The organism is Lysinibacillus sphaericus, from assembly GCF_002982115.1.
Taxonomy (GTDB): Bacteria; Bacillota; Bacilli; order Bacillales_A; family Planococcaceae; genus Lysinibacillus; species Lysinibacillus sphaericus.
This window is the reverse complement of record NZ_CP019980.1, coordinates 3,462,548-3,486,922: the sequence shown is the minus strand read 5'-3', so window position 1 is coordinate 3,486,922 and position 24,375 is coordinate 3,462,548. Positions and strand designations below refer to the sequence as shown.

Below are 24,375 nucleotides of genomic sequence, written 5' to 3'. Positions count from 1 at the left end.
GCGTGGTGTGAAAACCTAAGGAGGGGAATAAATGGGTGAATTTATTTTAGCAATCGATCAAGGAACAACAAGTTCAAGAGCGATATTATTTGATCATAAAGGTGAAATTGTCCATGTGGCACAAAAGGAATTTCAACAGTATTTTCCAAAGGCTGGCTGGGTTGAGCATAACGCCAATGAGATATGGGGTTCAGTACTCGCTGTTATCGCAGCTGTGTTAACAGAAAGTGGACATGAAGCAAGCGAAGTACACGCAATTGGCATTACAAATCAGCGAGAAACGACGGTTGTTTGGGATAAACAGACGGGCCAGCCTGTCTACAATGCAATCGTTTGGCAATCAAGGCAAACACAAGACATCGTGACAGCGTTGAAGGAACAGGGCCATGAAAGTATGTTTCAGCAAAAAACAGGATTACGACTGGACCCTTATTTCTCCGCAACAAAAATTAAATGGATTTTAGACAATGTTGATGGTGCACGTGCCAAGGCAGAACAAGGTGATTTACTGTTCGGTACGATTGATTCGTGGATTGTTTGGCGATTATCAAAAGGAAGGGCACATATTACGGATTATTCGAATGCGGCAAGGACTTTACTTTATAATATCCATGAACTAACATGGGACGCAGAACTTTGCGAACTTTTAAATATTCCAATGTCGATGCTGCCAGAAGTGAAAAACTCGTCAGAAATTTATACGAAAACGGCACCAAGTATATTTTTTGGTGAAGAAATTCCAATTGCAGGAATTGCCGGTGACCAGCAAGCCGCTCTTTTCGGTCAAACATGCTTTGCAAAAGGCATGGCTAAAAATACGTACGGTACCGGTTGTTTTATGTTATTAAATACGGGTGACCAAGCGGTACATTCTGAAAATGGTTTGTTGACAACGATTGCTTGGGGCATTGATGGGAAGGTAACCTATGCGTTAGAAGGCAGTGTCTTTGTGGCAGGATCAGCTATTCAGTGGTTACGTGATGGGCTTCGCATGATTCGTACCGCAAAGGACTCTGAAAAATATGCCACAAAGGTAGCTGATACCGATGGTGTTTACGTAGTTCCTGCATTTGTAGGGTTAGGCACGCCATACTGGGATACCGATGCACGCGGGGCTATTTTTGGTTTAACGCGTGGTACTTCGAAAGAACATTTTATCCGCGCAACACTTGAATCACTAGCTTACCAGACGAAAGATGTTCTTGATGCAATGGAAGAAGCGGCGGGCACACCAATTGAAGTGTTGCGAGTAGATGGTGGCGCTGTCAGTAATGGTCTATTAATGCAGTTCCAAAGTGATATTTTGCAGTTAAAGGTAGAGCTAGCAAAGCTTAATGAATCGACTGCGCTCGGGGCAGCCTATTTAGCTGGGCTAGCAACGAACTTTTGGCCAAATAAAGAGGCTTTAACAGCATTGTGGGTTAACGGGCAAACCTATCAACCGAAAATGACTGTAGAGCAAAGTAAGATTTTCTATGCAGGCTGGCAGAGAGCTGTGGAGGCTACACGTTTATTCAAATCATAGCTAATGGGGGAGAAAGTATGTTTTCATTTGAGCATCGTCCTAAAATTATGGATTATTTAGAGCAGTATAGCTTTGACGTATTAGTCATTGGAGGTGGCATTACGGGTGCGGGGATTGCACTTGATGCGGCGTCGAGAGGCTTATCAGTTGCACTAATTGACAAGCAAGACTTTGCGGCGGGTACTTCTAGCCGTTCAACAAAGCTTATTCACGGAGGTCTTCGTTATTTAAAACAATTTGATGTAGGGGTAGTGGCAGAAGTTGGGCGTGAACGTGAAATTGTATATGACAATGCTGTTCATGTAACGACACCTGAAAAGATGCTGTTACCTTTATATAAGCACGGTACACTTGGACCATTTACGACTTCGGTGGCGTTAAAGGTTTATGACAGACTAGCAGGTGTCAAAAAACAAGAACGTCGCACGATGCTAAGTGCACAAGAAACAGCCACACTAGAACCGCTTTTAAAGCGCGATGAGCTAGTTGGCGGTGGCTATTATGTAGAGTATCGGACTGACGATGCACGTTTAACAATTGAAGTGCTAAAAAAAGCGGTTGAATATGGCGCGCTTTGTGTAAACTATACAGAAATGACAGAGTTTTTATATAGCAAGAAAAAGCTGATTGGGGCAAAAGTAAAAGACCATATCACTGGAAAAACAGTGGAAGTACATGCTGCGCAAATCGTCAATGCTACTGGCCCTTGGGTAGATGAAGTACGTCATAAAGATAAGCAAACAGATAAAAAACAATTACGTTTAACAAAGGGTGTCCATATCGTTCTTAGTCAAAAGGATTTCCCATTGCAACAAGCCGTTTATTTCGATATTCCAGATGGCCGTATGGCTTTCGCTATTCCGCGAGATGGCAAAACATATATAGGAACAACAGATACAGTTTATGAAGGCGATCCAATACATCCTACTGCCACACAACAAGATGTAGATTATTTAATTGAGGCTGCTAAAACAGTATTCCCTACAGCCGAAATTACAAGAGATACAATAGAATCTTCTTGGGCAGGTGTACGTCCGCTTATTTTTGAAAAAGGCAAAAATCCTTCTGAAATTTCGCGTAAAGATGAAATATGGACAGCAACAAGCGGCTTGATGACCATTGCAGGTGGCAAGCTAACAGGCTATCGTCAAATGGCTGAAACGATCGTTGATAAAATTGTGAAAACACATAAATTTAAGCATGCAAGTCCATGTATGACACGTGAGTTGTCGCTTTCTGGTGCAAAGGGCATTAATGCGATTAATTTCCCAGACTATACTGCCTATAAAGCAAGAGAAGGTGTTCAATATGGACTGAATTATGACGAGGCGAAGCATTTAGTGCAAAAATACGGTACCAATGTTGACGCATTATTTGATCAGGTGAAATATTTACATGAGCATGGTAGTACGATGCCCCTCGCTTTACATGCGATGCTACTATACGGCATAGAAGCGGAAATGGTGTATACACCTTGTGATTTCTTTATTCGTCGTACGGGCTTACTATACTTTGATATTGATGCAGTGAAACGTTATAAACAACAAGTAGTGCAAGTGATGCAGCAGCGTTTACATTATTCAGAGTCACAAAGAAATACTTATATTGCTCAATTAGAACAAGCGATTCTAGATGCGACAAGTTTTCCTAATGTGGAGGTGTAAAAGATGGAGCGTTATATGAAAATGTCTGATGGACATTTTGTGTTTACACGAATTTTGACGCCGACTATTCCCTGTAAGGGACATTTTCATATTTTACATGGTATGGCAGAGCATAGCGGTCGTTACGTAAACTTTGCACAAATTCTTTGTGCGGCTGGCTATGCCGTGTCCATGCATGATCAGCGCGGGCATGGGGAGACGGCAGGTTATAATGGCACATTAGGCTTTTTCGCTGAAAAAAATGGTTTTGATCGGGTTGTGGAAGATGCGCATGAAGTCATGATGGCTATACATGCTCAATTTGCAGATGTGCCTTTAATGGTATTCGGGCATAGTATGGGGTCCTTTATTGCTAGAAGATATATTCAACTTTATGGAGCAAATGTTGCTAACGTTATTCTTTGTGGAACAGGAAGTGTTTCAGCGTTGCATAGGATAGGACATTATGTTGCGCAAGTATTTGCAATGCGGCACGGTAAAGAAACCGAGAGCCCTTTATTAAATAAGTTGAGCTTTGGTAGCTTTAATAAGCAGTTTCCAAATCCTAAAACCGGGTATGATTGGCTATGTTCGGTAGAGCAGGAAGTGCAAAAGTATATTGACGACCCATATTGTGGCTTTATTCCAAGCAATCAATTTTTTGCTGACTTAACAGCTGGCTTTATGGTATTGAATCGAAAAAAAGAGATTGAAAAAATACAGAAAAACTTGCCGATTCTATTGATCAGCGGTAGCAAGGACCCTGTTGGTGATAGTGGTCTAGGTGTTTATTCCGTAGCTGAACAATTTGCAGCAGCAGGATTACAAGATGTTACTGTCTATTTATTTGAAGATAAACGACATGAAATTTTAAATGAAGACAATCAACAGGCGGTTCATCAAGTTTTATTACGGTGGTTAGAAAAGTATGATAGAAAATAAAATACAGCAAGCAGAGGTCGTAGCAATTGTTGGGCCAACAGCTTCAGGTAAAACAGCACTAAGCATTGAACTAGCCAAAAAGTACAATGGTGAAATTATTAATGGCGATTCCATGCAAATTTATAAAGGTTTAGATATTGGTACAGCGAAAATTACTGAAGAAGAGATGGAAGGTGTGCCACATCACTTATTAAGCTTCAAAGAGCCAACGGAATCCTTTTCAGTAGCGGAATACCAAGCATTAGTACGCTCTAAAATTAATGAAATACAGGCGCGTGGTAAGCTACCGATTATTGTTGGAGGTTCTGGCCTATATGTACAAGCAGTCCTTTATGATTTTCAATTTACAGACGAGCAGGTTGATGACCTAGCACGTAAAGCTTATTATGAGGAGCTAGAAAAGTTAGGTCCAGAAGCTATGCATGCTAAGTTAGCAGCACTTGATCCGAAAACTGCTGAAACAATTCATCCAAACAATACAAGACGTGTGATTCGAGCGTTAGAAATGATTGAATTAAGTGGTGTTTCAAAGGCGTCAGAGGAACACAATCGTGGAGAAATCCCATTGTATCGCCACTTAATTATAGGACTTGGTCAAAATATGTCTCGCGAAGAACTTTATGAGCGCATTAATCTCCGAGTGGATGTCATGATGGATAAAGGGCTACTGCAAGAAGTGCAGGGACTATGGCAACAAAATATTCGAGGTGTACAGTCGATTCAAGCGATCGGCTATAAAGAATTGTATGATTACTTAGATGGTAGATGTACATTAGAAGAAGCAATCGAAAATTTAAAGCAAAATTCTCGACGTTATGCGAAAAGACAGTTGACTTATTTCCGCAATAAAATGGATATTCATTTTATTTGAAAAGACTAAAAACTTTAATAATTTCTAAAAATTACTAATTGATAAATTGGTAGAACATGCTACTATAGGAATGAAGAGGTAGAAAGAGAGTAGGGGAGGCGCATTCTATGAAATCAATCAATTTGCAAGATACGTTTTTGAACCATCTACGTAAAAACAGTGTTTTTGTAACTGTGTTTCTGTTAAACGGGTTCCAGTTAAAAGGAACTGTGAAATCCTATGATAACTTTACAGTATTATTAGTAGATGCTGAAAGTAAACAGCATCTCATTTACAAACACGCAATTTCTACATTCGTTCCAGCAAAGCAAGTCGAATTTTTAGAGGCAGAAGAATAAATAAAGTAAATAGAAACAGTTAGTGTTACATCACTAGCTGTTTTTTTTCGTTCACGCTATAATGTAATAGGAAATTGATATATTGGAGGATTTTATAGATGAAATCGATGGATACAACACAATTATTAGAACGATTAGATGCAAACGAAGATCTTTACATTATTGATGTGCGAGAAGACGATGAAGTAGCACAAGGTGTTATCCCTGGTGCGCAACATATTGCACTTGGGACAATCCCTGAGCGCTTGGATGAATTAGATACGACTAAACCATATATTATCGTTTGTAAAGCAGGTGGACGTTCTGCAAATGCTTGTGCATACTTAGAAGCACAAGGCTTTGACGTAACAAACCTTGAAGGTGGCATGCTTGCTTATGATGGAGAATTAGAATTTAAATAAGAAGATATATCGAGGTATGTAACAGGTCAGCTTGTTAAGTACCTCGTTTTTTAGTGGACTAAAATGCGAGTATCAATATTGACACTAAAAACACTTTGTCGTAAATTTAAAGTAATTACATAAAAGCATTAGGTGCCCACTTTGGGAGAATAGGGAATAAAGTGAAAATCTTTAGCGGTCCCACCACTGTAAAACGGAGTTTTATAGAGAATACCACTAGCATAGCTGGGAAGGTTCTATAAAATGTTGAAATTGAGCCAGGAGACCTGCCTAATTGCTTCGAATGATATAGACGATGGAAAAGTCTGTAGTTTATTTGTTATGAGATAAACTACAGGTTTTTCCATTTTTTTATTTCAATCTTTATGTAATAGGCTATTTAAAAAGGAGAAATGAACATGCAATTATTACAACAAACACTTCAACAGATTCAACATGCTAATAACGAAATAATGGAAAAAGCAAGGGACTATATAGATTCTCTTAGCAAGCCACCAAGTAGCTTAGGAAAACTTGAATCACTGGCTATACAATTGGCTGGTATTACAGGAGAGCTCTATCCTAAAATTGATAACAAAGCAATTATTGTCTGTGCAGGCGATCACGGTGTGTGTGATGAAGACGTAACATCCAATCCGCAAGATGTAACATTTCTTCAAACATTAAATTTTCCAAAAGGGATAACAGGTGTTTGTGCTATTGCAAACATAACGAATGCCAAAATTGTAACAGTGGACGTAGGGGTAAAACAGGATATTCCGCTCGATGCGGGTGTTATAATAAAAAAAATAAAATACGGGACGGATAACATGGCAAAAGGTCCAGCCATGACAAGGGAAGAAGCCATTCAATCAATTGAAGTAGGAATTGAAGTAGCAACGGCAGAAATAGCACAAGGAGTTAATGTATTGGGTACAGGTGAAATGGGGATTGGCAATACTACACCAAGTGCGGCTATCTTATCCGTACTGCATGCGTGTCACCCACAAGAAGTGACAGGATTCGGTGCAGGGGTTGGATCAGGAGGAATTGCGCATAAAGTTGAAGTCATTCAAAACGCCATTGCCCTAAACAAACCGAATCGTCATGATGCGATTGATGTACTTGCAAAAGTGGGTGGGTTAGAGATAGGTGCGATGGCTGGTGTAATTCTGGCGGCTGCTGCCAATCGTAAGCCCGTTGTAATTGATGGCTTTATTTCGACAGTCGCTGCTCTTATCGCTTATGAACTCGAACCGAAAGTGCAAAATTATATTATTCCTTCCCATGCCTCTGAAGAACCGGGGGCAAAAATAGCTGCTGAACTGTTAGGAGTGGAGCCGATGCTTCATATGAACATGCGATTGGGAGAGGGTTCTGGTGCAGCTTTAGCCTTTCCAATACTCGATGCAGCTTGCTCTATGGTGAGCAACATGGCGACATTAGCTGAGTCTGTCGGGCTGGTAGAGAAGTAATCATTTGTTAATTGCCGAAAGGGAAAAATCATAGTTAAACATTAGAGAGTAATCGTCTATAGCCAAAAGGAAGCCGGGACAAAAGAGAAAAAGTGTTAGATTGAACCCAATCAATCTAACACTTTTCTGCTATGCCGTTGTTACCCGCTATCAACAACTAGGTGAACACTTCTAATTTTTTATTTATTGCAAAAGCAAGAATAGCTAAGTTCTACATCCTTAAGCTCGATTCAATTTTCGCAAAGGTAAGCGCCATTTCTTCATATATGAAAGTACTCGTAAAATTGTAATTACCCCGAATAACACGTATAAAAAGATATCTCCTTCTAGTAATTCCAATCCAATAAGTAGACCAGCAAGTGCTGCCCAGACACCGTAGATTTCATCACGTAGCACGAGTGGCTTACGTCCTGCCAATAAATCACGAACTATTCCACCACCTGAACCAGTTAAGACTGCGGCTACAATAACCGCACTAATGGGCATATTGAGCTTCACTGCATATAATGCCCCTTGTATAGCAAAAGCCGATAAGCCTATAGCATCTGTAAAATTGCCCCAACGATGCCAATGCTGTATAAGATGATGAGGAAAAATAAAAAATATCGTAATGGCAGCGATTGCAATTTGAAACATCATATCCTGTCCCCACAACGTTGTAACTGGTAAACCGATAAGTAAATTACGAATGGCACCGCCACCGAATGCAGTTACAATGCCAAGTATATATACACCGAATAAATCGTATTCTTCTTCCATTGCAATTATTGCCCCGGAAATAGCGAAGGCAATTGTCCCAATTATGCTAAAAACTTCCCAAGCCATCACTTTCCCTCCTTAAACGAGAATAATTTGTAGTAAGTCCGCCCCTTAGCTTAGCGTATTTAACAGCTAGACACAATAGCATTTTTTGCAGGGTTGCAAACAAATTGATAAGATAGGAAAGAACAATTTGAAACGGAGACGAAAACAATGACTTTTACAACCCATTTAACAGCAGAAACGTTAGCATTAGCGGAAAAAATTGAAGAAAGAGTCCGCCCATATCATACGAAAGTAGAAAATATGGCGTTCTTCAACCAGCAAAAAGTCCTTTCAGCATTTAGAACGCATCAAGTGAGCGATTTTCATTTACATCCATCCAATGGCTATGGCTATGATGATGAGGGCCGTGACAATCTTGAACGTGTGTATGCGGAAGTTTTTGGAGCAGAGGCGGCAATTGTTCGTCCTCAAATCATATCTGGAACACATGCAATTACGCTTAGTCTATTCGGCGTGTTACGACCAGGTGATGAATTGCTTTATATATCAGGTCAACCATATGACACATTACAGTCGATTGTCGATGGAGGAGACAAAGATACGGGCTCGCTAAAGGACTATAAAATTGGTTATCGACATGTAGATTTAATCGATAACGAAACGGTTGACTGGTCGGCAGTCGCTGCAGCCATTACACCGAACACAAAAATGATAGCCATTCAACGTTCAAAAGGCTATGCATCACGTCCGTCCTTTACGATTTCGCAAATTGCAGAAATGTGTGCCAAGGTACGGGAATTAGCACCCAATGCTATTATATTTGTAGATAACTGCTATGGAGAATTTGTGGAAGCACAAGAACCTACAGAAGTAGGTGCGGATTTAATGGCTGGTTCGCTTATTAAAAATCCAGGTGGCGGTTTAGCTAAAATAGGTGGTTATATTGCAGGTCGAGCTGACTTAGTAGAAAAATGTGCATATCGTATGACATCACCAGGAATTGGTGCGGAGGCAGGCGCTACATTAAATACGCTAGGTGACTTTTACCAAGGCTTTTTCCTAGCACCACATGTAGTCAGCCAAGCATTAAAAGGTGCGATTTTCACAGCGGCTATGTTAGAGGAAGTAGGCATGACGACGTTCCCAAGTTATCATACTGAACGTACAGATTTAATTCAATCGGTATCGTTTAATACAGCCGAGCAAATGGTTGCTTTCTGTCGTGAAATTCAAGCCAACTCGCCAATTAATGCGCATTATGCACCAGAGCCTGCTTATATGCCAGGCTACGAGGATGATGTTATTATGGCGGCAGGCACATTTATTCAAGGTTCGAGTATTGAACTGACAGCAGACGGTCCAATTCGTCCACCATTTACAGCATTTATTCAAGGTGGCTTGACATATGAGCACGTGAAATTTGCTATTTGTAGTGCAGTTCAAGGCTTACAAAAATAGACTTTATTAACAAGGCCCCATTACAGTTTAGTGATGGGGCTTGTCTCTAATATAAATAGATAAACTGTAAATGTGTATGTTTCGTTCAGGTATTTTGACTAGTTTTTAACAATTTTGCATCAATTCTAAAAAAAATTAAAAAACCATGTTAGGAAACCTAACATCTTTGTTGACAGTGAATTTTTTTCGTTATATGATAAGCGGGTATTGGGGGGGACTTAAATGAGTCGTGAAATTAGACGAACTATGCCGTTATTATCTATGAGTATCGTGATGCAATTGACCGAGCTTTCGGCACGCCAAATTCGTTATTATGAAGAACACCATTTAATTGAGCCACACCGAACAGAAGGCAATCGTCGTATGTTTTCATTAAATGACGTCGATATACTTCTTGAAATAAAAGATTACTTGGAGCAGGGCATGAATATGGCGAAGATTAAAAAAATATTTGCCAAAAAATCAGATCCTATTGCCGCTGAAGAACCAGATTTAACCGACACAGAATTACGTCGGATTATGCGCGAAGAAATGCGTCAAGCGCAGCGCATGCAGAAATCATCCATCCGACGTGGGGATTTATCCCGATTCTATTAAAATAAATACGAAATGGTTCAAATTACAATCAGTTTATTATTTTTTTAGTAGGGTAGGGTAATGATATAAGCAAGACAATTTATAGGAGTGTGGAAAACTGTGGGTAAATACACAAAAGACGACATCAAGCGTTTAATCGAGGAGAAAAATGTAAGTTTCATTCGTTTACAATTTACGGATATTCTAGGTACTATTAAAAACGTTGAAATTCCTGTTAGTCAACTAGACAAAGCACTAGAAAACAAAATGATGTTCGATGGCTCGTCCATTGAAGGCTTCGTGCGTATTGAAGAATCGGATATGTATTTATATCCTGATTTAGATTCTTTCGTAGTGTTCCCTTGGACTTCAGAAAAAGGGAAAGTAGCACGTTTCATCTGTGACGTATACACTGCAAAAGGCGAACCATTCGCTGGTGACCCACGTAACAACTTAAAACGTATCCTTAAAAAAATGGAAGATATGGGCTTCACAAGCTTCAACTTAGGACCTGAGCCAGAATTCTTCTTATTCAAATTAGATGCAAAAGGTGAACCTACATTAGAAGTAAATGACCACGGTGGTTATTTTGACTTAGCGCCTACAGATTTAGGTGAAAACTGTCGTCGTGATATCGTGTTAGAGCTTGAAGAAATGGGCTTTGAAATCGAAGCTTCACACCATGAAGTAGCACCAGGTCAACATGAAATCGACTTTAAATATGCAGATGCTATTACAGCTTGTGACAACATCCAAACATTCAAACTAGTTGTTAAAACAATTGCACGTAAACACGGTCTACATGCTACATTTATGCCAAAACCATTGTTCGGTGAAGCAGGCTCTGGTATGCACTTCAACGTATCTTTATTTAAAGGGAAAGAAAATGCATTCTACGATGAATCTACAGAGCTAGGTCTTTCTGAAACAGCAATGCAATTTATGGCAGGTGTTCTTGCACACGTACAAGGATTCACAGCCGTAACAAACCCAACAGTAAACTCTTATAAGCGTTTAGTTCCAGGTTATGAAGCGCCATGTTATGTTGCATGGTCTGCACAAAACCGTTCACCACTTATTCGTATCCCGTCTGCACGCGGACTTTCAACTCGTGTAGAAGTACGTTCAGTGGATCCTTCAGCAAACCCATATTTAGCGATGGCTGTTATTTTAGAAGCGGGTCTAGAAGGTATCCGTCAACAATTAACGCCACCTGCAGCGATTAACCGCAATATCTATGTAATGACAGAAGAAGAACGCAAAGCAAACGGTATTGCGAATTTACCACCAGCACTAGACGATGCGTTAACATTACTTGCACAAGATAAAGTGGCTCAATCAGCTTTAGGTGAACACATTTACGCAAACTTCAAAGAAGCAAAAGAAATCGAGTTCGATATGTACCGTACAACTGTACACCAATGGGAACGCGACCAATATTTAAAAATGTATTAATCAAAAAACGTTGGAGCTCATGGGCTCCAACGTTTTTTTTTGCCCACAAATCCTTTTGTCAAGCCCACAAACTGTCCACAGCTATTTTGACACTCCTAAAATATAGTATTTAATTATTTTAAAAAAACATTTTTGTCAATTATTGAATAATAACCAAATATTTTTTAAAATTTTTTTATGGATGAAAGGAGCATTGACTGTGCAAATAACAAAATTTTTTCATAAGCTACCGAAAGAAAGTAAGAATTCAATTTACTTATATAACTTTAAAAGAGTGTTAAATAAAGATGTGAAAATTATACAAAATTCTAGAAGACGTTCCATTGTTTTTGAGGATAAAGAACAAGAAATTATATTAAAGAAGTTATTACCAGACGGAAAAGGCGATAATGATATTTGTGCTTTGCTGGAGTTACATGATAGTCCATATTTTCCTAAGATGTTCGCTTATAAAAAAAGAGATTATTTATTTATAGAAAAAGCAAAAGGTAAAACGCTTTTAGAGATGCTAAAAGAAGGTATAAGTCTTGAAGAATTAAGAAAAATTCTTAATCAATTGATTAAAGCCAAAAAGGACATGATGAGTGTCAATCGATATGATTTTGATTTTAAACTAGAACATATCTATTGGGATAAAGAACAAGAAATAATCAAGTGGATTGATTTAGGTGTTTGTGTAAAAATGCCAATGGAGTATTCTGAAGAAGAAAAAAATAGAAGAATTGAACAATGTATTATAAAAGTAAAATTAAAATTTTTATTTTATGGCTATGATTTATTTAACGAGATGAATAGGTAATGCCTATGGGTGCTATACACTATAAAAAAGCATTGCAGTTTTTAACTGCAATGCTTTTTTGTTGCGCGATGTGTGTTTAACGTTTTGTAATGTTGATAATATGCCATTTTCTACTTCACAGTTTGGACAAAAAATAAAAATTAATGATAGTCGGCTATCTTTATTTATTGCAAAGTAAACAGTATTTTTGTAAAATTACACTCACGGTTTAATTAAACTACTTAAATTAAACTACTTTGTTTAGAATATAAATAGACTAGGTGTTCGTAGAAAGGAAGTACTAATTAAATGAAGTTTAATGAATTTTTAAAAACGAAAGGTGCCAAGGGCTCTATTTTTATGGGGATCTTTTATGCTGTATGTATGTTGGGTATCTTCCTACCAGGTTACACAGCGATACCAGGCAATATTGATGCATTACCAATTGCGATTATTAATGATGATAAAGGGGAATATGGTGCCCAAATAGCTGATAGCTTAACTGAACAGCTTCCATTTAAGGATATTGAAACAGATATTACTAATAAAGAGGCATTAAAAGATTTAGAGAAAAACGACTTAGCGTTAGTCATTCACATTCCAGAGACATTTTCTGCTGATTTACAAAAAGGAGATGTTTCATCAAGCATCGATTTCTCCATTAACGAAGCAAGTGCAACCGCTGTATCGTCCTCTATGCAACAAATTGTTATGCAAATAAATGAGCAACTAAGTGCACAGTTTTCACAACAAACAGCGCAAGGGATTTTAATGAACTTACATTTACCACAAGAGCAAGCAGCCAAATTAGCAGAGCAAATTGAAAATAGCTATGTAGGAAATATCGAGACAATTAATGATGTGCCAGACGGCATGCATAACAATATGCTACCAATGTTTTTAACGATGGCGCTTTATGTAGGTGCTATGATTGGCGCAATGCAATTAGTGGGAGCGTTTAAAGCAAATCGTGGGAAAGCAACGAAAACACGTTTATTCGTTTATATGCAATTAACAGCGATACTCATTGGTATTTTGGCTGGGCTTGTTTCAACGGGCATGTCATTTGCTATCAATGATTTATCGGGAACTGATGTGTTCTTCCAAATATTAGGCCAACAAATTTTAATTTATTGGGCATGCTTTAACTTCAATGCGGTTGTTGTGTTATTAATTGGGGAAGCAGGAATGATTTTAAACATTCCAATTTTATTAATTCAGACAATCGCTAACGGTGCAACAATATCTCGTGAAATGATGTATTTACCGTATGAGTGGATTAGCCATATTTCACCAATGTATTATTCTGTTCAAGCATACTTTAGCAATATTTTTGGTAGTATTAGTGCCACACCTTTTATTTTAGGATTAACAACAGTTGGATTTGTAGCGATGGTTATAAATGTACTGATCGTTTGGATGCTTCATAAACCCCTACCAATAACTGTAGAACAATAGAGCAAAGAAATATGCACTTAAAATTCTGATGAAGTAAATCATTAGTTTTGATAAAATGGAACTAATATTTGCCTAAGGAGCTGAAATAATGGCAATTCAAATTTTCATTCTTAGCAAGCTTATGGAAGAAGATAATTATCCTTATAATTTAAAAAAACAAATTTCTGAATTACAGTCTCTTGACTCAATTAATGGTTTGACGGAAAGTAAGTTATACTATCATTTTGAATCGTTAGCGAAGCAAGGACTAATTGAGACGAAAGAAGTTATAAAAGAAGATAATCGACCAGATAAGCATGTTTTTGCTATAACGGAAAAAGGACGCGAAGCCTTGCCAAAAAAGATTTATAAATCACTTGAAAATGCAAACACAATTGGTGATATGGTTATTGGTTTAGCCAATATCAAACATGTTGACCGCGATCGGGTTATTCATATTTTAGAAAAAAAGTTAAACGCGATGCATTCAAAATGGGATAATCTCTTTAATTCAGATAGACAACAGTTTATGAAACCAGGAGTAGAAGTGCTGGCTGAATTTGTTAGCGATTATGCGAATTTTAGAATACAGGGCTCCATACAATACCTAGAAAGATTAATTGAGCATGTACGAAAAGGAGAAATATAATAGAAAGAGACTATTTGCAATGATGGGACTGACCCCGATATATAAGACAGTAATCAAAAAAGCATTACCCAACCAGTTGTCGGTATTGAACCGGCGACTGGTTGTTTAGTTTCGTTTGAATTCGGTTATTGTTATAATAGTTTATATAGTCTTTGACAGTTTGTTCTACGATGGCCGTCGTAGTACTGTTCAAATTGTCTAAGTAGAATGTTTCAGACTTTAACACAGAATGAAACGATTCGATTGGGGCATTATCAGCGGGCGTACCTTTACGGGACATGCTCATGGTAATGCCTTTTGCTTTTACGGCCTGTTGATAATCATACGATGTGTATACCGCCCCTTGGTCACTGTGCAACGTACACCCTTCGGGCAAATGATGAAGTTGAGCTAATGTATCCAGCACAAAATCAGTATCTTGGCAGTCTCCAATCGAATAGGCAATAATTTCACCATTATATAAATCTTGAATACTTGAAAGATACAACTGTTTTTGACCAAATGGCAAGTAAGTAATATCAGTTACGAGCTTCTGTAACGGTGCGGTGGCTTCAAAATCGCGATTTAATAAATTTGCTGCGATTGCATAAGGTTGTCCTGTTCGTTTCCGTTTTTTCACTTTCACGCGACATTGCCAACCATATTTTTGCATGATACGTTGAACCACTTTATGATTGACGCACATTTCTTGACGTAAGAGTGCTGTAATTTTTCTGTAGCCATAGCGAAATTTATTTGCTCGACAGAGTTCACCGATACGTCTCTCTATTGCTTGACGAGACCTTGCATCGGTTGATGCCTGTTTCCAACGATAGTAGGTAGATCGTGCAATCCCAAAGTGTTTACAAATGTCCTTTACAGACATCATGCTTCTTAGTGACGCAACTAACTGTACTGCTACTTCTCCAACCACTTCCTCTCCAACTCTGCGTACTTTTTTAGCACCTCAATTTGTTGCTTTAAATAACGGTTTTCCAATGCTAATTTCGTTTGTTCATTGTCCGGTTCAGGACCCTTATTAAAGATATATTGTTTGCCTACAGGTTGTTTCAAACGATTGACTTCACCATTTCTATACCAACGCACCCATGTTTCGACCTGTGTTTTATGGCGTATATTTAATTCCAATAGAATCTGTTTGACAGGTACACCCGCTAATCGCATCTTAATCGCTTTCATTTTTACTTCATAGGGATAACTCACTCTTGTTCCCATAGAAAAAACACCTCCAAATTGAAATTTAAGTATCTATACCCGAATTTCAATCGAAGATGCTTTTTTTATTTGTCTATACCTATTGGGGTCAGTTCCGATGATTGTAAATAGTCTTTTTTGCGCTTATTTTTTCAATGAGATTTTTCCCGCAAATAATCAAGGGATTATTATATAATTGAATGATAAGTGCCGACGAAGGGGAAAGTGCAGCTCTTATCAGGCAATTCCGATAGAAAGCTTAATTTAGCAATTACTTAAAGTGTTATCAGCAAATACTTATTAAAAAATACGAAAATATACTGACAATAAAATTTATAACTAAGGTTATAGTAATTTTTTATGTCCAAATTATGATAATAGTTTTGCTTTTCAATAATTATATAGGCCTTTGACAATATTGCTTTTACAATAACTTTAAATATATACAAATAAATTGTAAAATAAAATGATATATGTGTTTTAATAGATTAAGAAATATGCGTCTTTTAACTTAAGTAATAGCTAGTCAAAATACATAAATAGGAGTAAAAGAAGACAATGAAATCAAGACAGTTGAGGCTAAAACATTTAATAATGGGTTTAGCTATGGCAGCGTTTTTTTTCACAAGCATCGGTAGCATATGGAGTGGTTATCGTATGAATGTGGATTCCATCAAGGAAAATTCACTTGAAACAAATCGTGTATATGCTCAAAAATTGGCAACTACCGCAAGCGCCTACTTAGAAGAAGCCTTTCAAATTTTAGGTTACAGCGCAGATCATATGGAATCAATTATGGGCGATGAAGCAGCATTGGATAAAGAAACAGACCGTTTGAAAATGCAAAATAATATGTTTAACTCCGTTATAGTGTCGAATGCCGATGGTCTAGTACTGTCAGTTTCACCACCTTCTGTAGATGTAAAAGGAAAGTATTTGACCTCTGTAGGAGGGAAAGAGGCATTATCCAAAAAAACGCCTCTCGTATCGAAACCGTATAAAGGGATTACAGGGAGACTAATTATTTTTATCTCCTATCCTATATTTTCAGCGCAGAACGAATACTTGGGAATGGTAGCAGGTACAATTTATTTAAAAGAACATAATGTATTTAATTTGCTGTTAGGGGAGCATTATTATAATGACGGTTCTTATGTGTTTGTAGTAGATGCAGATGGACGTATTATCTACCATCAAGATCCAAGTCGCATCAATGATGTTGTAATGGAAAATAAAGTAGTGAAAGCAGTAGTATCAGGGAAAAATGGTGCACAGCTAGTCACGAATACTAAAAATATTGAAATGTTGGCTGGATATAGTGTAGTACCGATAACTGGTTGGGGTGTCATTTCTCAACGACCATTAGAGGTAGCGCTAGAGCCTTCGTTTGATCGAGTACAAGAAGTAGCAATTAATGCAATACCGCTTATGCTTTTGTCGATTTTTGTTTTATTATGGACCGCAGCGCGAATTGCCCGCCCGTTGCAGCAGTTAGCAACATTAACAGAAGAGAGCTTAGATTCGAGAAGTGTTGAAGGGTTAAAGTCTGTACGCAGTTGGTATTTTGAAGCATATTATTTAAAGAGTGCACTTATTCGAAGTTTGTCCTTTTTGCAAGGGCAAGTTTCCTATTTTAAAGATCAGTCGACAACCGACCCTTTAACTGGGGTCACAAACCGACGAACAATGGATGCTACGCTATCTGAATGGGAGAAAAATCAATTGATGCATTCAATTATTTTACTCGATTTGGATCATTTCAAGAGCGTCAACGATACCTATGGCCATGCAGTGGGAGATAAAGTATTACAATATTTAGCCAAAAAAATGAAAGCAGTGGCACGAGAAAACGATATTTGTTGTCGTTATGGCGGTGAGGAATTTATTATTCTATTACCTAATACGACTGTTGAAGAAGCAGCCGTTGTAGCGGAAAATTTAAGACAACAGTTAGCAAATTCGAACAGTCCTTGTGGTCGTCCAGTAACGCTATCAGCGGGAGTTGCAGAGTATCCTAAAATGGCTAGTACGACAGAAGCATTGATTGAAGCGGCAGATGGAGCATTGTATCTTGCTAAGCAAGCAGGTCGGAACCAGGTAAAAACAGCAGGCGAAAAATAATGTTAGTTATATAAGAAAAGCGATGAGACATCAAAAGTCTCATCGCATACAAATTAATACCCCATGCCCATATGTTTATGGTGACCCATGTGTTGTTGTGGCATATGGCAGTGATTATGTGGCATACCACATAGTGTATGATTTTCACAGCATTCATTTACTACGTTCTCTGTGCATGGGAAGTAGTATTGATGATCGATAATATGTTTGTTCACTGTTGTAATATGTGCAGGTTGAACGTGTGGTACAACTGTATGAATGTAATTTGTGCGTACATATTGCTCTGGCGGTAAAAATTGTGGTGGGTCAAATTGTGTTGGCATTGTTTGTGGTGGGCAGCATTGTGGTCCTCTTCCATGGTGACGCTTACGATTAAACATGTTATTACCTCCTGTTTTGATAAGTTGTGGTTCATAATTAACATATGAGATGTAAGACTAAATGGTCTATTTGTATGCCTATTAAGGGCTAGTTAAATCTCTTAAACGCCCCAATAGCATGAATTTTCTTGCCCGTGTGATGTTAAATTGAAAAAGTATTATGGTGAAAAGTCAAAAAGGGATTTAGGCTATTTGTCAATTTACGTATACAGCAAAAGAAATGAAAATGCAGCTGTTAAATAAAAGTATCATGTAACTAATAAAGGATAGTTCTGAAGCCAAGCGATTGGCGAGAACTATCCTTTGTTTTTATGGGTTTTATCATCAGTATTTAAATAAAATTGTTTGGGTGACAGGCACTGTTATTTATACCATTGTGCATCAAAATCTAGCTGTAACGCTTTACCTAAGGCTAAACCAAATTGAATAAAACCTCTACCTCTAGCCGTGATAATCCTACCATCCTGAACGATTAGTTCATCGGCGTAATAGCTAAGATCAAAAACACCCAATTGTTTCATGCCTTCAAGTGGTAAACCGACTGTATAGTATTTATCCTTTAGTACACCTGCCTTGGCTAAAAGATAAGGGGAACTGGAAATACTAGCTATGACTGCGCCTTGTAAATCCAATGTCTTAATAAAATATAATAATTCTTGCTCATCTACTAATGTTCCAATATCCATACAGCCAGGTAATAAGAGACTATCAATCTCATCTACATTAATTTCGCTTAATTGCCTATCGGCTAGACAAGTTAAACCAGATTCGCCCATAATCTTCTGATGATTTAAGCCAATCGTTACGATAGGTTTTTTCCCTTGCATTAATATCGATAACGCTACACTTAATTCGTATTCACTGAATTGCGGATATAAAAGTACGGCAGTTTTTTTCATTTTTATCCTCTCTTTTCATGCGTAATATCTATATATTAATGATAGAAATTTTGTACAGAACTGCTACTACGCAGAGATTGTACCGCTGCCTTTTTCTTAACACGTCTCCATAAAAATAACAGATACACAAACAGTACAATGATGATAAGATACGCTGTTAACATGGAACTTTCTGCATTCCCCATAAAATTAAAGAAGTTGTTGAAACCATGGAAGACAATCGTCAAAATAATAGATTGCCCATCGATTATAAGTAACGAAAGAACGAGACCTACAAGAAAGGCATAAATAATCTGTATAATGGTATCTTCCAGCGATTGTCCCCCAATAAGTTGCAATGCATGCGTCACGCCAAAAAGAATACTAGAAAGCCAAATAGCAGTAAAAGTTCCCTTAGATAACAATAAGCGCAGCAAGATGCCTCTAAAAACTGTTTCTTCAATAAAAGCAACAACAAACATTTGCATGATAAACATGAGCAATAAATCGCTAATGGATTCGAAATTTAACCCTTTCGTACTAAATAAAATAATACATAAAACGAAAATCATAGGTGAGTAGACAAAGATATTTTCGATATTAATGGGAATAAAGAAATAATGACGCCATTTCTTTTTGGCAATTATATAAAGAACGAGACCGATTGCTAAAGGAATCAACAAAGCAAATTGCAAAAAGGGACTAGAAGGTTGTTGAATGGAAACGTAAGCCCCATTGGCAACATAAAAAAATAGAAGAAGCAGTTCTAAACCTACAATTTTACAAATCATTTTTTTCATTTTGTCGACCCCTTCAAGGTTTTATGATGGCATTGCAGGAGCTTTTCGTAATGCACTTGAGATGACAATATAAATGATAATAATCATACCTAGTAAGCTACTGATTATTTGCAAAGTGGATGCTTTCGATAATGTCAGCAAAAGTGGCGAGTACCATCCGAAAATTACCATCATTATTGGAATCAAAGCCATTACACCAATAAAACTGTAGCCACCTAATGTGCCGAAGCGATAAAAGACGACATTTAAAAGCAGGCTAGAGATTAAACAAAGTAGTAGTAACACGGTATCTATCGCCATTGTTAGAAAAAATGAATCCGAACTGCTAAAAAAGAATAGAGGGTGAATAATGACCATATTTTGATAATCTAATAGATTTGAGACGAAGGAAATCATTTTGTGTGTACAGGCTATTATAAATGCACCAATAAGGCTCCAAACGATGAAAAATAAGCCTATGTTCCAAACATACTGCATACGGCTTAAGCCAAGCTTTAAAAAATAAGGCAATGTTTTATTTAAAATTTTAGCCCCCATCGTACTATAAAAAATATAGACAGGTATAGAGATGGTCATAGCAAAAGTAATATATTGTCCAAAAAAGGAATCAATAAAAAATGACAGTAGGACAATGGCAAACAAAATGCACCAAAAAATAATATTACTTTTTTTATAGCTTTGAAAAAATACATATAAGCTACCTTGTACTGTTTTCATTTTACTAACCTCTCTTTCTGCTGTTTACTTAAATACACTAACAGGTCTTGTAAAGATACATTTTCTAATGTAATATTTTGACCTTCGATTGCACGACCGTTGGCATAGACAACGGCCGTCATATCATGCATAAAAATATGCTTGTAAATGACTTCTAAGTCTAGTATTGCGCGTTCAACATCTTGAGCATTTCCTTTTACTGCAACAATATACTGATCCCATTGCTCCGCCGTTTTTTGCAGCAATAACTCACCTTCTTGCAGAATAAGGATTTCTTCAAACAATTCACTGGCTTCATCTATTAAATGCGTCGATAAAAGGAATAGCCTTGGATGTTCTATTTGTTGATCAATTAATAAATCATAAAATGTATTGCGGGCAGCTACGTCTAAGCCGATATAGGGCTCATCGAAAATGGTAATGGCAGCATGACTAGCAAACCCTGTAATAATACCAAGTGCAGATACCATCCCTTTAGATAAATTGCGCACTTTATCTTTTGGATTAAGTGCAAATACTTGAAGAAGCTCATTTGCAAGCTGTTCATCCCACTTTGGATAGAAAAAACGATTAGTCTTTAAACATTGTGCGATCGTCATATCTTCTTGAAAATTACCACTCTCTGCAACAAAACAAATGTTACGCAATATAGCAGGGGCATTGAAAACATTCTCGCCATTGATACGTATATGCCCTTCAGTTGTAGGAATAAGCCCTGCTAATAAATTTAAAAATGTTGTTTTACCAGCGCCATTATGACCTAAAAAACCGATGATTTTTGGCCCTTCAATCGTAAAAGATACATTTTTTAAAGCATGTTTTTGCTTATACAGTTTGCTAACATTTCTAACATCAATCTTCATAAATTATCCCCTCTGTAACATATTTTGTAATTCTTCGTCAGAGATGCCTAATCGTACCGCCTCTTTTTTTAACGGTTCAATATGTTGTGCAAAAAAGTTTTCCTTACGTTCTGCAATTAAAATTTTTCGTGCATCTGTACTGACAAACATACCTACGCCTCGTTTTTTATAAATGACACCTTTTTCCACTAATTCGTTCACACCCTTGCCTGCTGTTGCAGGATTTATTTGATACTCTTTGGCAAATTCATTGGTTGATGGAATGCGATCTTCAGATTGTAGTTGCCCATCAAGAATGGCATCTTCAACCCGTTCACGAATTTGCTGGAAGATTGGTTTTTCATTGCTTAACGAATAAATCACAATCCACCTCCTAGTTAATTGGTTCATTACTTATGTAACTAACCATACAACGAAGCAATTAAATTGTCAATTTATTGTTGGTAATTATATCTAGTTTTAAAAATCTTGTTTTCATATAGTTTATTTTCAAATTTTGTCCTTTTATGATTGGGCTAGGTTAGTTCGTTTCGGAGTTGCATGAGTAGGTAGGTGATAAAATAGCATGGCGGAGGTCGTCGTTTATAACTGTGAGCAAGGGGACGCACATGAAAAAAATAAATGGCAGGTGTCTTGAAGATTTGTTGGAGGACCCATTATTTAGTCGTGCTTTGCGGTAATGTCTATAAAAAAAGACTCGATTCCACTAAAGAGGAATCGAGTCCATATTGTTAGACCCACCAGCACCAATGGGTTGCCACAACCACTTTTCACTGTGAGACTTTTGAGTGGTTGGCGTTAGTGTAAGAAATAACAATAGCTGTGTTTTCTTAGCATCACTGCTTGTGACAATTTAAACGTTTAGGGCTCGTTTTATTTATTCAATTCTTTATATAAAACATATTTTAAAGCAGAAATTTCATCTTCAGATAGTTTACCTTCCATTTCGGATAATATTTCATCCTCACTAATTGAACCGTTTTGCGCTTGTTCCTGAATATCAAGTAAACGATTAACGCCCACTTTTGTTATTAACACACGTATCGCTTCTTCCTTAGTTTGGAAGGGGAGAGTATCCGGATTTGTAGTTGCTGCCTCGCTTACAATTTCTTGAACTTTCGGATCGTTCTCGATATAGGTTTTTACTTCTGCTAGATTTTCGTCATCTAAAGTAGACTCCACTTTTTCGATAATTTTTTCAGAAGCAATATTTGTCCCAAAATGCCACATGGCATAGCCAGCTGCTCCGAGTAAAACAAGAATTATTGTGATAATTGTTAAAAACTTTTTCATCAACTCACTCCTGACACTTTGAATATAGCACAACTTGTCAAAAACCACGAAGAAAAGATACTTATGACATCGCCGACAAATACTAGTTGGGCAACATTATATATCTTAATTATAGTGGATATTTTACACTTTATGACGTTACGTTTGCACCTATAAGTTTTAACATTATTTGTTTTTATACATTATTAAGGGAATTGTAGCGTACTACTAAAAGTATGACGAAACATAACGTGGAAGTGTTGCCTCATCGGCTCCGATTAGGAGGGACAATAGAAAAACAGCTTGGGATATTCTACTCCCAAGCTGTTTTCTTGTTATCATTCAATTCCCGCGTCAATTTTCACTTCAACCTGCTTGTCATTTACATATTGTAAGTAAGTTTGAGCGTCGATGAATTGCTGTTGCATTTCTTTAGGCATTGTCTCGACGTCTGGAGCACTAGAAACACCTAGTTGTGCCATCGTCGTTTCATAGGTCATGAGGGCTTGTATATATTGTTCATATTCTTCAGCCGTTAAAACGTCTTTACTTGATGGAAGGCCGTTCAATTTGTCAAAGTATGGTTGCACTTCATACATAGCGGCTTTAATCTCCTCTAATGGCTCTACGGGAATTTGAGAATAATCGATGTTGCCATTGTGGTTGCCATATTCAATTTTGGCACTTGTAAAGACATTTAATAATTCTTTAAATTGTTCATACTCTTCTTTTCCTAAGTCACCTTTTGCTTGATCGAGTTTTGCATTGAATAATAAGTAACTTTCCATTGTCACATTTGCAGCATGTTTTTTTAGATTATCAAAAGAACCATATAATTCATCGGCAAGTAATGCTTGATAAGCAAATACGCCTGTTGGAATCATTAACGAAGCGGAAATCACAGCGATAGCTAATCGTTTCTTAACAAAACGATTCAATTTACCACCTTTTTCAGATTTTGCTTTTTTAATGCCCAATTTACTTCTTTCGTGGATTTCAGCAGGGATGTCAATTTGTGAAAGCTCTTGTTTAAGATGATTATGCATAGCTATCTACCTCCTTAAAATTTTGACGAAGCTTATCTAGAGCGCGGTATAGGACAGACTTTGCGGTTCCTAGTGGGATATCTAATATCTCGGAAATCTCCTTTAATGTCCGATCATCATAATATTTTAGTAAAATGACACTTTTTTCATCCTCTTGTAAAGTGTCAATTAGCTTATTTAAAGATAACGTCAGTGCAATATCTTCATCTTCCGTCCTCATAATCTTGTCCAAGTTTGAATTTAGCGGAATTACTTTTTTATTTTTATTAATTAAGTTTAGGGCACAATTAATCGTTATTTTCATTAGCCATGTCTTGAAAAATTCTGGCTTTTTCAATGTACTGATTTTTTTAAAAGACTGATAGGCCACTTCTTGAACAAGATCTAATGCATCTTCTTTATTTTTTACATAGACAAAAGCCATTCGATAAATATCTGCTTCGTACTGTTGGAAAAGCATTACATAGGCTTTATCATTTCCTTTTTGTGCTTTCTTTACTAAACGTTCAAGTTTCATCGTATTTCCTCCTTTCGTTTTTGTTGTACGTCTATTAGACAAACGATCAGGTGTTTTGGCTTAAATTTTTTATCAAAAAATTAAAAGTAGTTGTCAATTGGATGTCAATTATGAAAGTATAGTTTTAAAAGTGACGAGACGCATATGGATAATCAACCCTCATTAGTGTGTTATATTAGACATGAAAAAAATAGTCAATTTCTTTTAGTATTGAAATTTAATTTAAAATAGTATAAGATTTACAAAATTACATATGAAAAGCTATGAAAAGAAGAGTAAACATACGTACGATCTA

Annotated in this window: 25 protein-coding genes, 1 riboswitch and 1 other annotated feature (1 of these 27 running past the window's edge); of the genes, 14 read left to right on the top strand and 11 right to left on the bottom strand. The window is 37.1% G+C overall.

The genetic code is table 11. The features are described 5' to 3' along the window. Positions 1-31 precede the first annotated feature (31 nt). The 7 genes from glpK (at position 32) to cobT (ending at position 7,174) form a co-directional block, all read left to right on the top strand. Positions 32-1,525, top strand: a complete 1,494-nt coding sequence (glpK, locus tag LS41612_RS17310; protein ID WP_024361935.1) for a glycerol kinase GlpK — start codon at positions 32-34, stop codon at positions 1,523-1,525. A gap of 17 nt (positions 1,526-1,542) precedes the next feature. Then, positions 1,543-3,189, top strand: coding sequence for a glycerol-3-phosphate dehydrogenase/oxidase (locus tag LS41612_RS17305; RefSeq protein WP_024361934.1), 1,647 nt, complete (start codon positions 1,543-1,545; stop codon positions 3,187-3,189). A gap of 3 nt (positions 3,190-3,192) precedes the next feature. Continuing rightward, entirely contained in the window at positions 3,193-4,110 is a 918-nt protein-coding gene (locus LS41612_RS17300) for an alpha/beta fold hydrolase (protein WP_024361933.1), read from the top strand. Next, positions 4,097-4,981, top strand: a complete 885-nt coding sequence (gene miaA, locus LS41612_RS17295) for a tRNA (adenosine(37)-N6)-dimethylallyltransferase MiaA (protein ID WP_029747180.1) — start codon at positions 4,097-4,099, stop codon at positions 4,979-4,981. Before LS41612_RS17300 ends, miaA begins: the two co-directional genes overlap by 14 nt. A 107-nt stretch (positions 4,982-5,088) precedes the next feature. Continuing rightward, on the top strand, positions 5,089-5,319 hold the full coding sequence (gene hfq, locus LS41612_RS17290) for an RNA chaperone Hfq (RefSeq protein ID WP_024361932.1): 231 nt from the start codon (positions 5,089-5,091) through the stop codon (positions 5,317-5,319). Positions 5,320-5,417: 98 nt separating this feature from the next. Continuing rightward, positions 5,418-5,720 carry a rhodanese-like domain-containing protein gene (locus LS41612_RS17285; protein WP_024361931.1) on the top strand — a complete coding sequence of 101 codons (303 nt, stop codon included), beginning with the start codon at positions 5,418-5,420 and terminating at the stop codon, positions 5,718-5,720. 113 nt (positions 5,721-5,833) lie between these two features. Then, positions 5,834-6,008, top strand: a riboswitch (cobalamin riboswitch). 110 nt (positions 6,009-6,118) lie between these two features. Beyond that, positions 6,119-7,174, top strand: coding sequence for a nicotinate-nucleotide--dimethylbenzimidazole phosphoribosyltransferase (gene cobT, locus LS41612_RS17280; RefSeq protein WP_024361930.1), 1,056 nt, complete (start codon positions 6,119-6,121; stop codon positions 7,172-7,174). A gap of 219 nt (positions 7,175-7,393) precedes the next feature. On the opposite strand, the gene LS41612_RS17275 is transcribed toward cobT, so the two are convergent. Continuing rightward, positions 7,394-7,999 (bottom strand): trimeric intracellular cation channel family protein, encoded by a 606-nt coding sequence (locus LS41612_RS17275; protein WP_024361929.1) that lies wholly within the window; start codon positions 7,997-7,999, stop codon positions 7,394-7,396. Positions 8,000-8,146: 147 nt separating this feature from the next. On the opposite strand from LS41612_RS17275, the gene LS41612_RS17270 reads away from it, so the two are divergent. From LS41612_RS17270 to LS41612_RS17245, 6 genes are all read left to right on the top strand, one after another. Then, positions 8,147-9,397, top strand: coding sequence for a methionine gamma-lyase family protein (locus LS41612_RS17270; RefSeq protein ID WP_024361928.1), 1,251 nt, complete (start codon positions 8,147-8,149; stop codon positions 9,395-9,397). A 222-nt stretch (positions 9,398-9,619) separates the two neighbouring features. Then, a complete protein-coding gene (locus LS41612_RS17265; RefSeq protein ID WP_024361927.1) occupies positions 9,620-9,994 on the top strand; it encodes a MerR family transcriptional regulator in 375 nt (124 codons plus the stop codon). 99 nt (positions 9,995-10,093) lie between these two features. Then, positions 10,094-11,428 carry a type I glutamate--ammonia ligase gene (gene glnA / locus LS41612_RS17260; protein ID WP_024361926.1) on the top strand — a complete coding sequence of 445 codons (1,335 nt, stop codon included), beginning with the start codon at positions 10,094-10,096 and terminating at the stop codon, positions 11,426-11,428. A 199-nt stretch (positions 11,429-11,627) separates the two neighbouring features. Continuing rightward, positions 11,628-12,227, top strand: coding sequence for a protein kinase family protein (locus LS41612_RS17255; protein ID WP_024361925.1), 600 nt, complete (start codon positions 11,628-11,630; stop codon positions 12,225-12,227). Between the two features lie 288 nt (positions 12,228-12,515). Further along, complete coding sequence (locus LS41612_RS17250; protein WP_029747179.1) at positions 12,516-13,664, top strand: YhgE/Pip domain-containing protein; 1,149 nt, start codon at positions 12,516-12,518, stop codon at positions 13,662-13,664. Positions 13,665-13,752: 88 nt separating this feature from the next. Further along, positions 13,753-14,292, top strand: a complete 540-nt coding sequence (locus LS41612_RS17245; protein ID WP_024361924.1) for a PadR family transcriptional regulator — start codon at positions 13,753-13,755, stop codon at positions 14,290-14,292. Positions 14,293-14,356: 64 nt separating this feature from the next. Here the strand turns inward: LS41612_RS17245 and LS41612_RS17240 are convergent. Then, a protein-coding gene (locus LS41612_RS17240) for an IS3 family transposase (RefSeq protein WP_105928880.1) occupies positions 14,357-15,507 on the bottom strand; the annotation gives its coding sequence in 2 pieces (ribosomal slippage) (positions 14,357-15,234 and positions 15,234-15,507; 1,152 coding nt in all). A 537-nt stretch (positions 15,508-16,044) separates the two neighbouring features. Between LS41612_RS17240 and LS41612_RS17235 the strand changes: the two genes are divergently transcribed. Then, positions 16,045-17,607 (top strand): sensor domain-containing diguanylate cyclase, encoded by a 1,563-nt coding sequence (locus LS41612_RS17235; RefSeq protein WP_024361605.1) that lies wholly within the window; start codon positions 16,045-16,047, stop codon positions 17,605-17,607. Between the two features lie 53 nt (positions 17,608-17,660). Here LS41612_RS17235 and LS41612_RS17230 read toward each other — a convergent pair whose 3' ends face one another. From LS41612_RS17230 to LS41612_RS17190, 9 genes are all read right to left on the bottom strand, one after another. Further along, positions 17,661-17,987: a CotD family spore coat protein gene (locus LS41612_RS17230; RefSeq protein ID WP_024361604.1), complete on the bottom strand. Its 327-nt coding sequence runs from the start codon at positions 17,985-17,987 to the stop codon at positions 17,661-17,663. A 362-nt stretch (positions 17,988-18,349) separates the two neighbouring features. After that, complete coding sequence (locus tag LS41612_RS17225; protein ID WP_024361603.1) at positions 18,350-18,886, bottom strand: DJ-1/PfpI family protein; 537 nt, start codon at positions 18,884-18,886, stop codon at positions 18,350-18,352. 35 nt (positions 18,887-18,921) lie between these two features. Next, positions 18,922-19,665, bottom strand: a complete 744-nt coding sequence (locus tag LS41612_RS17220) for a CPBP family intramembrane glutamic endopeptidase (RefSeq protein ID WP_024361602.1) — start codon at positions 19,663-19,665, stop codon at positions 18,922-18,924. Between the two features lie 21 nt (positions 19,666-19,686). Continuing rightward, positions 19,687-20,382: a hypothetical protein gene (locus tag LS41612_RS17215; RefSeq protein ID WP_024361601.1), complete on the bottom strand. Its 696-nt coding sequence runs from the start codon at positions 20,380-20,382 to the stop codon at positions 19,687-19,689. Further along, complete coding sequence (locus LS41612_RS17210) at positions 20,379-21,245, bottom strand: ABC transporter ATP-binding protein (RefSeq protein ID WP_024361600.1); 867 nt, start codon at positions 21,243-21,245, stop codon at positions 20,379-20,381. Before LS41612_RS17210 ends, LS41612_RS17215 begins: the two co-directional genes overlap by 4 nt. Positions 21,246-21,248: 3 nt before the next feature. Beyond that, on the bottom strand, positions 21,249-21,608 hold the full coding sequence (locus tag LS41612_RS17205; protein ID WP_024361599.1) for a GntR family transcriptional regulator: 360 nt from the start codon (positions 21,606-21,608) through the stop codon (positions 21,249-21,251). A 510-nt stretch (positions 21,609-22,118) separates the two neighbouring features. Next, positions 22,119-22,538 (bottom strand): hypothetical protein, encoded by a 420-nt coding sequence (locus LS41612_RS17200; RefSeq protein ID WP_024361598.1) that lies wholly within the window; start codon positions 22,536-22,538, stop codon positions 22,119-22,121. A 317-nt stretch (positions 22,539-22,855) separates the two neighbouring features. Next, a complete protein-coding gene (locus LS41612_RS17195; protein WP_024361597.1) occupies positions 22,856-23,563 on the bottom strand; it encodes a DUF3600 domain-containing protein in 708 nt (235 codons plus the stop codon). Then, positions 23,556-24,080: a sigma-70 family RNA polymerase sigma factor gene (locus LS41612_RS17190; protein ID WP_024361596.1), complete on the bottom strand. Its 525-nt coding sequence runs from the start codon at positions 24,078-24,080 to the stop codon at positions 23,556-23,558. The genes LS41612_RS17195 and LS41612_RS17190 overlap by 8 nt, the downstream gene beginning before the upstream one ends. 254 nt (positions 24,081-24,334) lie before the next feature. Further along, positions 24,335-24,375, top strand: a binding site (T-box leader) (it continues 220 nt past the right edge of the window).

What these genes read in the sequence shown, in the direction of transcription:
- LS41612_RS17200 (WP_024361598.1), bottom strand. Translation starts at nt 22,538, where the DNA reads ATGAAAAAGTTTTTAACAATTATCACAATAATTCTTGTTTTACTCGGA.
- LS41612_RS17235 (WP_024361605.1), top strand. Translation starts at nt 16,045, where the DNA reads ATGAAATCAAGACAGTTGAGGCTAAAACATTTAATAATGGGTTTAGCT.
- LS41612_RS17275 (WP_024361929.1), bottom strand. Translation starts at nt 7,999, where the DNA reads ATGGCTTGGGAAGTTTTTAGCATAATTGGGACAATTGCCTTCGCTATT.
- LS41612_RS17305 (WP_024361934.1), top strand. Translation starts at nt 1,543, where the DNA reads ATGTTTTCATTTGAGCATCGTCCTAAAATTATGGATTATTTAGAGCAG.
- LS41612_RS17250 (WP_029747179.1), top strand. Translation starts at nt 12,516, where the DNA reads ATGAAGTTTAATGAATTTTTAAAAACGAAAGGTGCCAAGGGCTCTATT.
- LS41612_RS17230 (WP_024361604.1), bottom strand. Translation starts at nt 17,987, where the DNA reads ATGTTTAATCGTAAGCGTCACCATGGAAGAGGACCACAATGCTGCCCA.
- LS41612_RS17270 (WP_024361928.1), top strand. Translation starts at nt 8,147, where the DNA reads ATGACTTTTACAACCCATTTAACAGCAGAAACGTTAGCATTAGCGGAA.
- glpK (WP_024361935.1), top strand. Translation starts at nt 32, where the DNA reads ATGGGTGAATTTATTTTAGCAATCGATCAAGGAACAACAAGTTCAAGA.
- hfq (WP_024361932.1), top strand. Translation starts at nt 5,089, where the DNA reads ATGAAATCAATCAATTTGCAAGATACGTTTTTGAACCATCTACGTAAA.
- cobT (WP_024361930.1), top strand. Translation starts at nt 6,119, where the DNA reads ATGCAATTATTACAACAAACACTTCAACAGATTCAACATGCTAATAAC.
- LS41612_RS17215 (WP_024361601.1), bottom strand. Translation starts at nt 20,382, where the DNA reads ATGAAAACAGTACAAGGTAGCTTATATGTATTTTTTCAAAGCTATAAA.
- LS41612_RS17285 (WP_024361931.1), top strand. Translation starts at nt 5,418, where the DNA reads ATGAAATCGATGGATACAACACAATTATTAGAACGATTAGATGCAAAC.
- LS41612_RS17195 (WP_024361597.1), bottom strand. Translation starts at nt 23,563, where the DNA reads ATGCATAATCATCTTAAACAAGAGCTTTCACAAATTGACATCCCTGCT.
- miaA (WP_029747180.1), top strand. Translation starts at nt 4,097, where the DNA reads ATGATAGAAAATAAAATACAGCAAGCAGAGGTCGTAGCAATTGTTGGG.
- LS41612_RS17210 (WP_024361600.1), bottom strand. Translation starts at nt 21,245, where the DNA reads ATGAAGATTGATGTTAGAAATGTTAGCAAACTGTATAAGCAAAAACAT.
- LS41612_RS17245 (WP_024361924.1), top strand. Translation starts at nt 13,753, where the DNA reads ATGGCAATTCAAATTTTCATTCTTAGCAAGCTTATGGAAGAAGATAAT.
- LS41612_RS17225 (WP_024361603.1), bottom strand. Translation starts at nt 18,886, where the DNA reads ATGAAAAAAACTGCCGTACTTTTATATCCGCAATTCAGTGAATACGAA.
- LS41612_RS17265 (WP_024361927.1), top strand. Translation starts at nt 9,620, where the DNA reads ATGAGTCGTGAAATTAGACGAACTATGCCGTTATTATCTATGAGTATC.
- LS41612_RS17190 (WP_024361596.1), bottom strand. Translation starts at nt 24,080, where the DNA reads ATGAAACTTGAACGTTTAGTAAAGAAAGCACAAAAAGGAAATGATAAA.
- LS41612_RS17300 (WP_024361933.1), top strand. Translation starts at nt 3,193, where the DNA reads ATGGAGCGTTATATGAAAATGTCTGATGGACATTTTGTGTTTACACGA.
- LS41612_RS17220 (WP_024361602.1), bottom strand. Translation starts at nt 19,665, where the DNA reads ATGAAAAAAATGATTTGTAAAATTGTAGGTTTAGAACTGCTTCTTCTA.